The 13,964-nt window shown below is 44.7% G+C and carries 11 protein-coding genes; 6 read left to right on the top strand and 5 right to left on the bottom strand.

From position 1 onward, the window contains the following. The first annotated feature begins 35 nt into the window (after window positions 1-35). On the top strand, window positions 36-1,439 hold the full coding sequence (locus tag A28LD_RS06235) for a M28 family metallopeptidase (protein ID WP_007420227.1): 1,404 nt from the start codon (window positions 36-38) through the stop codon (window positions 1,437-1,439). A 48-nt stretch (window positions 1,440-1,487) separates the two neighbouring features. Further along, on the top strand, window positions 1,488-2,750 hold the full coding sequence (locus tag A28LD_RS06230) for an Nramp family divalent metal transporter (RefSeq protein WP_007420226.1): 1,263 nt from the start codon (window positions 1,488-1,490) through the stop codon (window positions 2,748-2,750). 7 nt (window positions 2,751-2,757) lie between these two features. Here A28LD_RS06230 and A28LD_RS06225 read toward each other — a convergent pair whose 3' ends face one another. The 3 genes from A28LD_RS06225 to A28LD_RS06215 are packed head-to-tail and all read right to left on the bottom strand — an operon-like array spanning window position 2,758 to window position 5,113. Further along, window positions 2,758-3,660, bottom strand: a complete 903-nt coding sequence (locus A28LD_RS06225; protein ID WP_007420225.1) for a prenyltransferase — start codon at window positions 3,658-3,660, stop codon at window positions 2,758-2,760. Continuing rightward, window positions 3,638-4,660, bottom strand: coding sequence for an amidoligase family protein (locus tag A28LD_RS06220; RefSeq protein ID WP_007420224.1), 1,023 nt, complete (start codon window positions 4,658-4,660; stop codon window positions 3,638-3,640). The genes A28LD_RS06225 and A28LD_RS06220 overlap by 23 nt, the downstream gene beginning before the upstream one ends. Before the next feature lie 36 nt (window positions 4,661-4,696). Beyond that, window positions 4,697-5,113 carry a gamma-glutamylcyclotransferase family protein gene (locus tag A28LD_RS06215; RefSeq protein ID WP_007420223.1) on the bottom strand — a complete coding sequence of 139 codons (417 nt, stop codon included), beginning with the start codon at window positions 5,111-5,113 and terminating at the stop codon, window positions 4,697-4,699. 90 nt (window positions 5,114-5,203) lie between these two features. Between A28LD_RS06215 and A28LD_RS06210 the strand changes: the two genes are divergently transcribed. Both A28LD_RS06210 and A28LD_RS06205 read left to right on the top strand, forming a co-directional pair. Then, on the top strand, window positions 5,204-6,868 hold the full coding sequence (locus tag A28LD_RS06210; RefSeq protein WP_007420222.1) for a dipeptidyl-peptidase 3 family protein: 1,665 nt from the start codon (window positions 5,204-5,206) through the stop codon (window positions 6,866-6,868). A gap of 228 nt (window positions 6,869-7,096) precedes the next feature. Beyond that, window positions 7,097-7,909 (top strand): DUF2884 family protein, encoded by an 813-nt coding sequence (locus tag A28LD_RS06205; RefSeq protein ID WP_007420221.1) that lies wholly within the window; start codon window positions 7,097-7,099, stop codon window positions 7,907-7,909. Between the two features lie 125 nt (window positions 7,910-8,034). Here A28LD_RS06205 and A28LD_RS06200 read toward each other — a convergent pair whose 3' ends face one another. After that, the gene (locus tag A28LD_RS06200) at window positions 8,035-10,104 is read right to left on the bottom strand and encodes a BCCT family transporter (RefSeq protein ID WP_007420220.1); all 2,070 of its coding nucleotides are present in this window, start codon (window positions 10,102-10,104) and stop codon (window positions 8,035-8,037) included. A 174-nt stretch (window positions 10,105-10,278) separates the two neighbouring features. On the opposite strand from A28LD_RS06200, the gene A28LD_RS06195 reads away from it, so the two are divergent. Continuing rightward, entirely contained in the window at window positions 10,279-12,195 is a 1,917-nt protein-coding gene (locus A28LD_RS06195; RefSeq protein WP_007420219.1) for a hypothetical protein, read from the top strand. A gap of 93 nt (window positions 12,196-12,288) precedes the next feature. On the opposite strand, the gene A28LD_RS06190 is transcribed toward A28LD_RS06195, so the two are convergent. Beyond that, a complete protein-coding gene (locus A28LD_RS06190) occupies window positions 12,289-12,498 on the bottom strand; it encodes a cold-shock protein (RefSeq protein ID WP_007420218.1) in 210 nt (69 codons plus the stop codon). Between the two features lie 359 nt (window positions 12,499-12,857). On the opposite strand from A28LD_RS06190, the gene A28LD_RS06185 reads away from it, so the two are divergent. Next, window positions 12,858-13,922 carry a cysteine synthase A gene (locus tag A28LD_RS06185; RefSeq protein WP_007420217.1) on the top strand — a complete coding sequence of 355 codons (1,065 nt, stop codon included), beginning with the start codon at window positions 12,858-12,860 and terminating at the stop codon, window positions 13,920-13,922. Window positions 13,923-13,964 lie beyond the last annotated feature (42 nt).

The raw sequence follows: 13,964 nt of genomic DNA, 5'->3' as shown, positions 1-13,964 counted from the left end.
ATATTAAAATCTCTTACAACGAACAGGAAACCCACATGAAGAAATTATTTACGAAGTTAGCGCTGAGTTCATCAGCATTACTGGTGGCCGCAAGCATTGCCGGGCCAGCAGCTAGCCAAGGGCAAGCGGTGAGTTACAAAGACCAAGCGAAATTACATGCGATTGCCACCGCACCAAGTGCTGAGAATTTGCGCAAAGATGTGCAAACCTTAGTTGATTTCGGAACTCGCCATACACTTTCAGAAACAGAATCTGAAACCCAAGGTATTGGTGCCGCACGGCGTTGGATTTTTGCAGAATTTGAACGTATTTCTGCTGCTTGCGGCGGTTGCTTAGAAGTTTACTACAGCACTGGCGTAATTGAAGGCGAAGCGCGTATTCCAGAAGCCACAGAAGTTGTAAGCGTGGTAGCGATTCAGCGTGGTAAAACTGATCCTGAACGCTATGTACTTATGGCGGGTGATATTGATTCGCGGGTAACCGATGTAATGGATTCTACTTCGATTTCGCCAGGAGCAAACGATAATGCTTCGGGTTTAGCCGGAACGATAGAAGCGGCTCGGGTGCTGAGCCAATATGAATTTAACGGCTCTATTGTTTACGCTGCGCTAGCAGGTGAAGAGCAAGGGTTATTTGGTGGCCAAATTTTAGCCAAACAAGCACTAGAAGAAAACTGGCGGCTACATGCGGTGTTAAACAACGATATGATTGCCAACATTGCCGGCATTAATGGCGTGATCGATAACACTACTGCGCGGGTGTTTGCTGAAGGCACGCGGCAAAATGAAACGGCCGCCGATGCACGCGCACGCCGTTTTACTGGCGGAGAGGTTGATTCCCCAAGCCGCAATTTAGGCCGCTATATTTCTTGGATGGCCGATCGCTATATTCAAAATCTTGATGTAATGCTGGTTTATCGGCTCGATCGCTTTGGCCGTGGGGGCCATCACCGGCCGTTCAATGATGTAGGTTACCCAGGTGTGCGAATTATGGAAACCAACGAACATTACGATCGCCAGCATCAAGATTTACGCAATGAAGATGGCCGCCACTTTGGTGACACCATTGAATTTATGGATTTCGATTATGCGGCGAAACTCACGGCATTAAACGCGGTAACCTTGGCCAGTATGGCGTGGGCACCAGCACCACCTAGTGAAGTAGAAATACGCGGTGCGGTTCAACCACACACCACATTACGTTGGGCTGAGGCGAGTGAGCAAGAAAAAGATATCATTGCAGGCTACCGTATTTATTGGCGTTATACCGATGCGCCAAACTGGCAGTTTAGCCGCGATGTGGGCAATGTAACTGAATTCACTTTAGAAAATGTAGTAATTGATAACTATTTCTTTGGTGTTTCCAGTGTAAGCAAAGATGGCTTTGAAAGCCCAGTGGTATTCCCTGGCGCTGCCGGAACCTTCGATTTACGCCAATAATAACGAGCGAGTGCTTAATTTGGTATTTGTACTCTTGGTATATCTATCATGAAACTTAAATTCGGCCCAGCTACCTTAGTTGCGGCCGCTTTTATTGGTCCAGGAACCGTAGTTACCGCTTCGTTAGCCGGTGCTAACTATGGTTATGCGCTGCTCTGGGCTCTGCTATTCGCAATCGCTGCTACTATTGTGTTGCAAGAAATGGCGGCGCGTATTGGCGTTGTTACCCAGCAGGGGTTAGGTGAAAACTTGCGAGTTGCGGTGCAGCAGCCGTTACTTCGTCAACTCTTCATTTTGTTGGTTGTGGCTGCGGTAGTTATTGGTAATAGCGCCTATCAAGGTGGCAACTTAACCGGTGCTAGCTTGGGAGCCCGCTCGTTATGGGGTGATATCACGTGGGTGGAGTTTTTCCGCGAAGATATTGGTATTAATCCGTGGGCGGTAATACTCGGTTCGCTGGCTACCCTGATTTTATGGCAAGGCCACTATAAACGCATTGAAAAGATACTGATTGTGCTTGTGGTGTTAATGAGTATCGCGTTCTTATTCACATTTGCGCTGAGTAAACCCGATATAGTGGCTATTCTAAAAGGCCTTTTCATACCTTCGATTCCGGCCGGAGCGCTGCTTACCACTATTGCTTTAGTTGGCACTACCGTTGTGCCTTATGCGCTATTTTTGCACGCCGCTAGTGCGCGCGAACGCTGGGGCAGGGCCAGTGAGCTGGCTGATGAAGCAAACGATGCTCGAATAAGAGCTGCATTATCGGAAGCAAAAGCTGATATTTACACTTCTATACCGCTCGGTGGCTTGATTACGCTTGCGATTATTTCTACCGCAGCTTCCGCTTATTTTGGTAGCAGTGAACAAATTACCGGTGCGGCTGATTTGGCTGTATCACTCCAGCCTGTGTTTGGTAATGCAGCCACCTATCTCACCGCCTTTGGTTTGCTTGCTGCGGGGCTTTCATCGGCTATTACTGCGCCTTTAGCCTCTGCTTATGCACTAACCGGTGTGTTGGGTTGGAGCACTAACATGCGCGGCTGGCGCTTTCGCGCAACTTGGCTGGGTATTATTTTGATTGGTGTGGTGGTTTCATCGCTGGGTATTCAGCCCTTTGCGCTGATTGTATTTGCGCAAGTGGCAAACGGTATTTTACTGCCCCTGATTACCTACTTTTTGCTCATGGTGGTGAATCAAAAACGCATGGGTGCTTTTGCTAATAGCAAACGGCAAAACGGGGTAGCAGCTTTGGTGTTTGTTATCGCGCTCGGGTTAGGAGCTCGGAGTATTTGGTTAGCAATTACCTAAAAATGCCCTAAATTGCCAAGCCAACACCTACTGCAAGCAAAAGCAAAAAACCATGAATTAAAGCAACGTTAAGGCCCAATAGCGGCACTAGCTGTTCAATATGATTGGCATGTTTTCGAACACCAATTAGCAGTTTTACCAGCAGTGGTAGCAACAAAAGAACAATTAAAGTAGCCACCGGCAACCAAGCGAAGTAAACCCCCAAAATCACTAATACGTAAGCCCCCATCCACTGGCTAGCAAATATCCACGTGCTCTTTTTCCGGCCGATTAGTATCGGGTAATGGCGCCGGCCCACTTGTGCATCGGCTTCACAATCAGGAAATTGGTTGAGCAGCAAAAGGTTGTTTACTAGCAACATCACAACTGATGAAATCAACACGCTGGTGCTAGTAAGAACGCCAGTGAATACCCAAATCGCACCCATTGTCATAATTAAACCGAAGCCAACGCCGGGCGCAATTAAACACAAAAAAGGGATGCGGTTGATGTAGTGAGTGTAGGTGTAAATGAGCAATATCCCTGGAATGCCAAGCCAAAGCAACTCGGAGCGATTATTGCTAACAATCCAAGCGCCAATTCCTACCACCAGTAGCAAGCTAACAACAGCAAGCGCGAATGCTAATTTTGCGGCTCTTGGCTCTTTAATTAAAGTGCCGCTGCCGCCGCTAAAAGGGGTTTTTGGTGTGAGGAAATCGAGGCCAGAGCGAAAATCAAAGTATTCGTTAAAGGCATTCACACTGATATGTGCAGAAATTGCCGCCAGTGTAACCCAAAATAATAAAAATCCGCTCGGTGCCCCAGCGATTTGCCAGCTGTAGGTTATGGCAAGCACTAAACAAGCCAAAGTGAGGGTTAAAAAGTTAACCCGAGCAATGGCTAATAAGTTAGAGAGTTTCGCTATCCCCATGGGTTAACTCCGGAATGATTTTGTTGGCAATATAGTGTTGCCAATCATCATTGAAACCACTAAACAGTTTATTGATCTCGGATAGGTATTGTTCAGAAACTTTATTCAGTAATTCGCGATTATCTGCCAATTGTTCAACGCGAACCCAATCATTCCAAACACTAAACAGCCCCCAGTTCGGGCGATGAATTTCAGATCCGGGCAAGCGATAATGGAATGTTGGCCGCGCCTTAATCAAATTATCGTTTACTGTATTGAGTACACGTTCTTCATCAATGTGGCGAAAGAGCGGAAGCATATCGAGTGCGCGATTACGGGTTGGGTTGTGTTGTAAATAATCATCCATCAACTGTTCACGTGATGGCCAGTAATCTTTTTTTAGTACTAACTCGAGATAAGCTTTAGGAAACGGATCGATGTAGTTACTTATGCGCCGGGAAATATCGGGGGCAATTTTCATCAATAACCAATCGTAAAGGCACAGAAAACTTTTGATATGCGCGGAAATTGTATCTGCTTCGAGGTTAGGCAACTCAGGGTTTAATTGCATGCCAAACGCATAAGCGATGCTATCGGAAGAGCCTTTTGCCCCAGCTTTGCGAAAATCGTTAATCAACGTTTCTATCTCGGATAACCGATTTAATGGTAATGGAGGGCTGACAATCTCGATTGGCACAACACTTTCGGCAATCCAGGCCAAGCCTTTTTCGGCACTATCTCGCCAATCATTATGTTCGGCTTCACGGCCTATTTTTTTGAGGTAATCGTAATCAAACTCAATAATCCAATCGCCCGCACTATCACCACTAATAACGTGTTCGTAGCGGCCTTTTTCGCTTTGTTCGCATGTATCACAATTTTTTTCTAAGTAACTAAGGAGCACATCAGTGGCTTCTTGTAATTTTAAGCCACTGAATTCAATTTCAATACCAACTCGGCGTTCTTCGTTTTCGCCAGTTTTCATTGTTGGTGGCTTCACTAACGAATTAACGTTATTCATTGTGGCTATTCCTCAGTTTGAATCATTAGAAGCTAATTAATCATGTGCTGGGTTAATTTCACTTATGCGCCGGTAAACCCAAGCAGGCTGCCCATCGCTTAAGGTATACAGATAACGTTCGTATTTAACGCCTACCCGTTCGTAGCGATCGAGGCGGCGAAGTTGCCGTGCATTTACATAAAACACTTGGCCATTGGTAACCGCGCCTTCTTTTGGTAATAAATCGAGCCGATGGCGCTGATAATCTTCCAATGACCCCGGCTCTGTTGGTACATAACCGAAAATAACCAAGGTTCGAACCACGGGGTTCGTTAGGGTGCCAAACGCAAATACCCGGTGTTCTGCTTCTTGGTCTATATTTAATGTGGTTTCTGAAAAAGTGAAGCTATAAGGGTTTAACCAAATCCACCAAAATCCGACAACCAGAACTAATAAAAAAATGATTCCATACATAAAACGCACGTTGCACCTGTAACAAGCGAAAGGTTATATTTTTGTGTATCATGCTAGCATCTTGAATACAAACACATAGAGAATTTTGCCATGGCTTTTAAAACAAAACTAAAACTCACTGCGGCAGCTATTTCCAGTGCATTTTTGCTCAGTGCGTGTTCACCAGCACCAGATAGCACCAGTATGCCAGAGTATCAGGCGAGTGCCAGTGCTGAGGGGCGTTTAGATATATATGTTCCGGTTCGTTTAGATGTTGATTTATCGCATTTATCGGACGATCAGAAAGAATTAATTTCGCTGCTTATCGATGCAGCGGAAATTATGGATAACTTATTCTGGCAGCAAGCTTACGCTGGCGATAAAGATATGTTGTTAAACAATATTGCCGATCCGCGGGTGCGTGAATTTGTAAACGTGAATTACGGGCCATGGGATCGGCTCAATAACATGCAGCCTATTTTACAGGGTATTGAAGCCAAACCTTTGGGTGCTAATTACTACCCAGCAGATATGACGCGAGAAGAATTTGATGCTGCCGATTTACCCGGCAAAGATGATTTGTACACGCTTGTGCGCCGTAATGAGGCTGGTGAGCTTTACACTATCCCTTATTCAGAAGCGTATCGTGAAGAACTGAGCCAAGCCGCGGCAATACTGCGTGCAGCAGCAACGGTAGCAGACGATGAAACTATGGCTCGTTATTTAGAAATGCGAGCGAATGCGTTTCTTTCCAATGAATACCAAGCCTCTGATTATGTATGGATGGATATCACCGAAAGTGATGTTGATGTGATTATCGGCCCTATCGAAACTTATGAAGATCGTTTGTTCGGTTATAAAGCAGGCTTTGAAGCATACGTGTTGGTGAAAGATACCGAGTGGAGCCAGCGTTTAGAAGTGTATGCTCAACACTTGCCGAGCTTGCAACGTGGGTTGCCAGTGGCAGATGAATATAAAGCGGAAGAACCAGGCACAGATGCGCAACTTAACGCTTACGATATCGTTTACTATGCGGGCCATTCGAATGCAGGCAGTAAAACCATTGCGGTGAATTTGCCAAACGATGAAGAAGTACAGTTAGCAAAAGGCACCCGGCGTTCGCAACTGAAGAATGCAATGCAGGCTAAATTCGATAAAATTTTAGTGCCGATTGCTGATCTTTTAATTGTGCCTGAACAGCGCCAACACATTACGTTCGATGCGTTTTTCGCAAATACTATGTTTCATGAGGTAGCCCATGGCTTGGGTATTAAAAACTTAGTGAACGGAGAAGGCACAGTGCGCGGTGCGTTGCGTGAATATGCATCACCTATCGAGGAAGGCAAAGCCGATATACTTGGTTTGTACATGGTTACTCAGCTGCTGGAAGAAGGTGTTCTTACCGAAGGCCAGTTGGAAGATTACTATGTTACTTTCTTGGCGGGCATCTTCCGCTCAGTGCGTTTTGGGGCTTCAAGTGCTCATGGTCAGGCAAATATGATTCGCTTTAATTACTTTGCGGAACATGGTGCCTTTGTGCGCAATGAACAAGGCGAATATTCGGTAGATATGGAGAACATGCGATCAGCTATGAATTCTCTATCTGATTTGATTTTACGTTTACAGGGCGATGGCGATTACGCTGGTGTAGCGCAATTATTCTCTGAAATGGGCAGTGTAAATGCGGGTTTGCAGGGCGATTTAGATCGTATTGATAGCGCTAACATTCCGGTAGATATCGTATTTGAGCAAGGTAAATCGGTATTAGGCTTGTAATTTAAGGCAGCAATATTAACCACTTTGCTGGATGGCACCGTGTTTAATACAAAACACAAATAGTGGCGAAGAAAACTAAAAAGCCCGAGAAATAAGTAGTGATAATCACTATCTAGTTTCTTGGGCTTTTTGTTTACTTTGATTATGTTGATTAAAATCAATGTATTAAAACACTTGGCATGGTGCTTGCTTATTCTTCTAAGTAACCTTAAAACGAGGAATAAAATAATGATTACAAGCTTTCTTTTAGCCGCCACTATAGCTATGCCAATTAACGATGAATCGCCTACGAAGGTGCCTTCGCGCCAGCTCACTATTGTGAATGCACCTGATACCGCAAGCTGCCAGTTTAATTTGAATAAGGATATTCATGCATCTTATGAAACACTAACCGTAACCGATGGCGAAACTGAGCTGTTTCGTATTCTGCATAATGGCGATTTATATCTAAATGGTAATTCGGTAGCCGTTGATGCCGAAGAACGCAGTATGTTGATTCAATACAAAAATGGATTATCAACACAATCTGAATTTATGGTTGATGTAATGGCGGAAGCTATGGAAATGACTTCCTATGCATTAACGGCAACCTTCACTGAAATGTTTGGCAAGCGGCATAAAATAGTTCGCCGCATCGAGAAGCTTAATGAAAAGCTAGCAGAAGAATTTGCAACGGTGGCTTATCAAGCCGGTGGCACTTATGTTGTGCAGGGTAGCCAGCTTGATGCCTTTGGCGATCGTTTAGGCGATACGCTAGATACTGAAATTCAAGAAATAGTAGAAGATTCTATGGGTAGTATGATTTGGTTAGTTACCAAAGCAATGTTTACAGGTTCTGGCAGTTTCGAACAACGCATGGAGCAGTTTGGTGAGCGTATGGAAAAAATGGGTGAACAGCTGGAAATTACTATGGAGAGTTGGGGCGCTGAAATGGAAATACGCGGTGAGAGCATGTGTGCTGATTTAGAAAAATTACGTGACACTGAAGGCCGAATTGTGGAGCGTATTCCAGGCTTTTCTGAATATCGCATATTAATGTAACTCCCGGAAAATAAGAGGCTAGCAATGCTAAGAGTAACAAGTGGCCAATAATAAAAAAGCCCACCAAAGCTGATGGAAATTCCGTAGCGATGGTGAGCTTTTTGCTAGATTTACGAATTAGCTAGTTAGCTTTTCGCGGTTCCTTCATCTTCGTTATTATCTTGATAATCAGTTAAATCATCATCGTGTTTTGCTAAATCCCAAGGCAAACTGCCCGGCGAATGATGAATAAAGTGTAAGTAGTTCTCGAACTGGTTAAGCACATCATTAATGATATCGGCTTTCTCGAAGCCATAGATATCATAAGATTGGCCACCTTGGCGCAAGAACACTTCAGCGCGATAATATTGATCGGTTTCTTTCTTCGCTTTTTTCGCTACTGCGAAATCAGGCCGTGCATAGGCACGAATGCGAACTTCATAGGTGAAATCGATTTCATCTTTATCTACGCGCAAGATAACGCGAACCGGATCTTCTTCCATCTGAACTTCAGCTTGCCATTTCTGCCCTGAGAGTTCAGAACATACTTCATCAAGGCATTCTTTTCCGGTTTCACGAATAAAGGCTTCTACTTTTGAACGTGCGGGGAAATCAACCAACCCAGCTAGGCGCGTTTTCCAATAGTTTGAGCCTGCATGTACACCTCGGCGATGCATTTGCGTATGGCTGCGTAAACTACTGTATTGGTGCCCTTCAATCACTAAAGCACGCCACAAGCCAACGGCTGCAATCAGCATGATAATGGCAAACGGAAGCGCACTGGCAATGGCGGCTGTTTGTAACGCACCAAGGCCACCGGCGAGCAATAGCACTGCCGCCACTACACCTTCTGAACTAGCCCAGAAAATCCGTTGCCAAACTGGTGTATTTGAATTACCGCCAGAAGCGAGTGAATCGATAACCAATGAACCGGAATCTGAAGACGTAACAAAGAACGTCATGATCAAAATCACGGTTACAAAGGAAAGAATGCTGGTTAGCGGTAAGTTTTCATATAGCTTAAATAAAGCAATAGCTTGGTTTTCCTGTACTTCGCCAATCAAGCTTTCGTAGCCTTGCATCATGATCATGTGCAGTGCCGTATCGCCAAACACTGAGAACCAGAAGAAGGTAAAGATAGTTGGCACCAGCATTACCCCCACCACAAACTGGCGAATGGTTCTGCCGCGGCTGATTTTTGCAATAAATAAGCCAACAAAAGGCGCCCAAGCGATAGTCCAACCGAATATAAATAAGGTCCAGTTGCCTATCCAATCGCTGCGGCTATAGGCTTGTAAATTAAAGGTTCGCTCAACAATGTAGTTCAGGTAACTACCAGTGTTTTGCAAGAACGTTTCAAGTATATGCACCGTAGGGCCGGCGAAAAACACAAACAGTAGCAAGAACATTACTAAGCTCATGTTCAGAATTGAAAGGCGCTTTATGCCCTTATCGAGCCCTGCTACCACCGAGGCTATGGCCATTAGTGTAATCACAAAAATAACGATAATTTGCACAATATTATTTACCGGGATGTCCTCCCATAAATAATTTAAGCCGGTGTTAATTTGAATCACCGAGAGCCCGAGCGTAGTTGCAATACCAAACATGGTGCCGAGAATGGCAAAGGTATCAACAGCATGGCCGGCTGGGCCATGAATTTTTTCCCCAATCAATGGGTATAATGTAGAGCGCATGGAAAGCGGTAAACCATGGCGAAAAGAAAAATAGGCAAGCACTAAACCCACAAGGCCGTAGATAGCCCAAATGTGGAAGCCCCAATGAAAATAAGAGATTTGCATCGCTTGTTTGGCGGCATCAACGGTAAGAGCAGATCCTTGTGGTGGGCTGGCATAATGTAATACAGGCTCGGAAACACCAAAGAATAATAATGCGATACCGTAGCCTGCTGAAAATAGCATGGCAAACCAAGAAAGAAAGCTATATTCCGGATCTGCATGATCGGGGCCTAATTTTATTCGCCCCCATTTCGATAACGCTATTACCACGATGAACATCAAAAATAAGGCAACGGCCAACATGTAGAACCAACCAAAATCTTCGGTTATTCTGGCCAACGTGGCGGAGAAAAATTCACCTGCAAGCTCAGGGTTAACTAGTGTACCGATCACTAAGAGAGTAATTACAGCTACAGCGGGAATAAAAACCGGCAAAAGTAGCGCAGATCGCCAAGGCGATTCTTTCAATGCACTCATATACAAACTCCTTTGTAGGAAGCCCAATATGGACCTTTAGCCCCCTTAGGCTAGCATTCGTGACAAAAAAGACAAGTTGACTAAAATTTAATCAGAAGCTAAAAAGCATTGAAAATACAATATTTTTAATTTCGCGGTACACTAGTAAAAATGGTTTTTAAATAGGATGCAACCATGTTCATCGCCTCTCGAATTTCTGCAAAAATTAAGTTTTCTATTGAACGCATGCTCGGTGGAGGTGCTCTTTTACAGCTACTTTTAGCTTGGGGCATTGTTGTATTGGTGGCGATTACGGGCGGCTTTTTAGCATTTTACCTCACTCGTGGTGATGCTGGTTTAAGTGAAGAGTTTTGGTGGAGCTTTTTACGGCTAACCGATCCGGGTTATCTTGGCGATGATGAAGGCTTGCTTCGGCGAGTAATTTCCACACTGCTTACAGTTGCCGGATACGTGCTTTTCATGGGTACCTTAGTTGCTATCATGACGCAGTGGCTGTTTCGGCAGATGCGCTATTTTGAATTAGGGCAAACGCCCGTTAGTTTTCGTAATCACACCGTTTTGCTGGGGTGGACATCAAGAACATTGCCGGTGATCAACGAACTAACTAACCCAATTATCCCAATACAAAATGTTAATAAAATAGCGGTGTTGGCAGAAGATATAACCGAAGGCCCATCGGAAGAGATGTTGGCGGAGGATTTCAGTGCCCGAGATCGACGTCGAATTGTTTTAAGATCGGGTTCGATTTTGAACCCTGATCATTTATTGCGGGTTGCGATTGCCGATGCGAAAACGGTTATTATTCCTTCACGCAGTAATTTCGCTGAGCAAACCTTGAGTGCCGATACCGATGTGATAAAGGTGCTGCTTTCGTTGCAAACAGAATATGCAAAAGGCAAAGATCCGCAAGTAGTAGCTGAGCTGCAAGATGCCCGAAAAGTGCCGATTGCATTGCATACCTATCAAGGTAACCTGCAGATAATTGCGAGTGATTTGATTATCGCCAGAATATTGATGCGCAGTGCGTTATACCCCGGTTTATCGGGAGCTGTAAATGCGTTGTTGATTGATCCGGAACAAGCACAGTTTATGCCTGAATCAGCGGAGCCTTTTGTTGGTAAGCAATGGAATCAGGTATTTGCTGGCGCGCAAAAAGCTACGCCTTGCGGCATTCTTCGCCCGGAAAAAAGCAAACGTTCAGGAAGTACGGAAACCATACTTGCCCCACAAGGGAATTTTGTTATTGCGCAAGGTGATGAAATTCTTTATCTCGCAACGAGTCACCAAGATGCGAAAAATCACAAACGGGCTGCGAATCATCGGCCAATGCAGGTAAATGAGCGTTTAATAACGCCTCCCCGCCCGCTTAAGCGAAAGATTTTAATGTTGGGTTGGAACAACCGGGTAATCGCATTGCTAGATGAAATGGCGAAAGATAGCCGCACCAAGTATTACGTAACAAACGTTTCATCCGCTCCGGTAGCTGAGCGGCAACAACTTTTTCAGGAACGTTGGCCAACGCGCTCAAAACAGCTAGAAATAGATTGGCAGCAAGCCGATTACACTGCTGAATCGGTAATGTCGGCTTTGAAACCGCAAGATTTTGATTCCGTAATGATGTTCAGTAGTGACCGATCTGCATCAGGGGAAGAGGCGGATGCTCGCAGTATCGTGGCGTTTATGTTGCTCGATTATTTGTTGGCGCAAGGTAACTATGAAACTCGCCCGCATATCATGGTAGAGCTTCATGATCCGAGCAACGCAGCATACGTAAATCATAGTAATAACGAAGTATTAGTAAGTTCGGTAGTAGTGAGCCACGTGTTGGCTCAAGTAGCAGTATATCCGCAATTGCGGTTAGTATATGAACACCTACTTAGCGCAGATGGAGCGCGAATGGCAGTGCGTTTCTTACCAGCAAAGTTACAGCGAACAATATCAATTGCGGAGCTGCGGGAGTATGCATTAGCAGATCGCGCAGTGTTATTGGGCTATCAAGAGATTGGTGGGAAAACGGTTTTAAACCCAACAGCAAATACTCAGGTTAAAGCAACTGAAAACACTCAACTCATTGTACTACAAGGGGTGTGAGCTAGCCTTTATGCAGCCCTGGATAAAAAATGGCCGGCATAAGCCGACCATTTACTAATTCGTGTTTTCACTGCTAGGTTGTTACAAACCTAATTACGCAGGAACAACGTTCTCAGCCTGAGGGCCTTTTTGGCCTTGGGTGATAGTAAACTGAACTTTCTGCCCTTCGGTTAAAGTACGGAAACCATCACCGGTGATTGCAGAGAAGTGTACGAACACATCAGGACCGCCTTCGCGCTCAAGAAAACCAAAACCTTTAGATTCGTTGAACCATTTAACGGTACCAGTAACTGTATCTGACATAATCTTTCCTAACTTGCGTATATTTAAAACGACTGGCTAAAGCCAGCAGAACTAGTGCTTAAAGCAGCAGAGATATTAGAGCAGGGGACGAGAGCTTCCGAGGAGGTTTCGTTCAAACTGAGCAAACACTTGCTGTTAATCAAGCTATTTGAGTATATATGGGATATTTTAAGCTTTCCAATTTTTTTCTAGCTTATTTTATATTCTATTTGGTTCTCAGCAGCGAATATTTAAAACCGATATAATGCGCCATACTTTTTGCGCAGTGAGATGTTTTCGCAAGCGCTCAGCTTATGCAAGCTTTAGCTTGGGCCTGCCGCAAGTGTTCTGGCTAAGGGTTAAGATAAAAGGAAAACCAAATGCTATCTCGAGTAGTAGAACGCCAAACCGATATGATTGGCTACACAGATTTATTAAAAATTCAGTCATTATCAAAGCTTACAGGTTCTGATATTTACGTGAAATGTGAGTATCAGAATCCGGGTGGCTCAATTAAAGATCGCGCGGCTCTGCAATTGGTGAAAGATGCAATTGATAGCGGTGAATTACAGCCAGGCATGAGCATTGTTGAGGGCACGGCAGGGAATACCGGAATTGGTTTAGCGGTGGTGGCAAAATCGCTTGGTTATGATTTGTTGGTGGTGATGCCCAATGATCAAACCCCAGAAAAAACAAAAATGATCGAATTGCATGGTGCGCGGTTAAAAGCGGTGCCACCAGTGCCTTTCAAAAACCCCGAGCATTTCTATCATACTGCTCGGCGCATTGCTGAAGAGAATGATAATTTCTGGTGGGCGAATCAGTTTGAAAACACCAGCAACATGCGTGCCCATTATTTGCATACTGGCCCAGAAATTTGGCAGCAAACTAAAGGTGAAATCGATATTCTAGTATCGGTTTCTGGCACTGGCGGCACTATTGGTGGTAATTCTCAGTATTTAAAAGAGCAAAACCCAAACATCGAAGTTTGGTTGGCCGACCCAGATGGCTCTGGTAGTTATGAATTTTTACGTAGCGGTGAATATAAATCGGCAGGCAGCTCGATGACAGAGGGAATCGGCATCATGCGTTTGGTTGAAAACTTTCGGCAGGCTAAAATCGATTATGCGGTGAACCTGCCCGATCAAGATTTGGTGAGCATCGCGAACTTTGTGCGGGAGCAAGAAGGTATTGTGCTAGGTAGTAGCTCAGCATTGAACGTGGCCGCCGCATTCTTTGCGGCATTGCACCGGGAGCCGGGCAAAACTATTGTTACTTTTGCCTGTGATTTAGGGGAGCGAAGTGCTTCGAAGCTTTATAACCCTGATTATTTACAAAGCCGAGATATTAGCCAAGTAGCCGAGCCTATCGAAAAATTAATGCAACGCTATAAAACCGATACTAAGCGTATTTTAAAAGTAGAGCGGCAATATTGGTTAGATTAAAGTTTAGGAAAGAAAACGGGGTGCATGAGCACCCCGTTTTTG

The organism is Idiomarina sp. A28L (assembly GCF_000218785.1).
Taxonomy (GTDB): domain Bacteria; phylum Pseudomonadota; class Gammaproteobacteria; order Enterobacterales; family Alteromonadaceae; genus Aliidiomarina.
This window is presented reverse-complemented; position numbering and strand designations above follow the sequence as displayed.

Bases quoted from the DNA above. Each gene is read 5' to 3' on its own strand.
- A28LD_RS06235 (WP_007420227.1), top strand. From the start codon at position 36: ATGAAGAAATTATTTACGAAGTTAGCGCTGAGTTCATCAGCATTACTG.
- A28LD_RS06230 (WP_007420226.1), top strand. From the start codon at position 1,488: ATGAAACTTAAATTCGGCCCAGCTACCTTAGTTGCGGCCGCTTTTATT.
- A28LD_RS06225 (WP_007420225.1), bottom strand. From the start codon at position 3,660: ATGGGGATAGCGAAACTCTCTAACTTATTAGCCATTGCTCGGGTTAAC.
- A28LD_RS06220 (WP_007420224.1), bottom strand. From the start codon at position 4,660: ATGAATAACGTTAATTCGTTAGTGAAGCCACCAACAATGAAAACTGGC.
- A28LD_RS06215 (WP_007420223.1), bottom strand. From the start codon at position 5,113: ATGTATGGAATCATTTTTTTATTAGTTCTGGTTGTCGGATTTTGGTGG.
- A28LD_RS06210 (WP_007420222.1), top strand. From the start codon at position 5,204: ATGGCTTTTAAAACAAAACTAAAACTCACTGCGGCAGCTATTTCCAGT.
- A28LD_RS06205 (WP_007420221.1), top strand. From the start codon at position 7,097: ATGATTACAAGCTTTCTTTTAGCCGCCACTATAGCTATGCCAATTAAC.
- A28LD_RS06200 (WP_007420220.1), bottom strand. From the start codon at position 10,104: ATGAGTGCATTGAAAGAATCGCCTTGGCGATCTGCGCTACTTTTGCCG.
- A28LD_RS06195 (WP_007420219.1), top strand. From the start codon at position 10,279: ATGTTCATCGCCTCTCGAATTTCTGCAAAAATTAAGTTTTCTATTGAA.
- A28LD_RS06190 (WP_007420218.1), bottom strand. From the start codon at position 12,498: ATGTCAGATACAGTTACTGGTACCGTTAAATGGTTCAACGAATCTAAA.
- A28LD_RS06185 (WP_007420217.1), top strand. From the start codon at position 12,858: ATGCTATCTCGAGTAGTAGAACGCCAAACCGATATGATTGGCTACACA.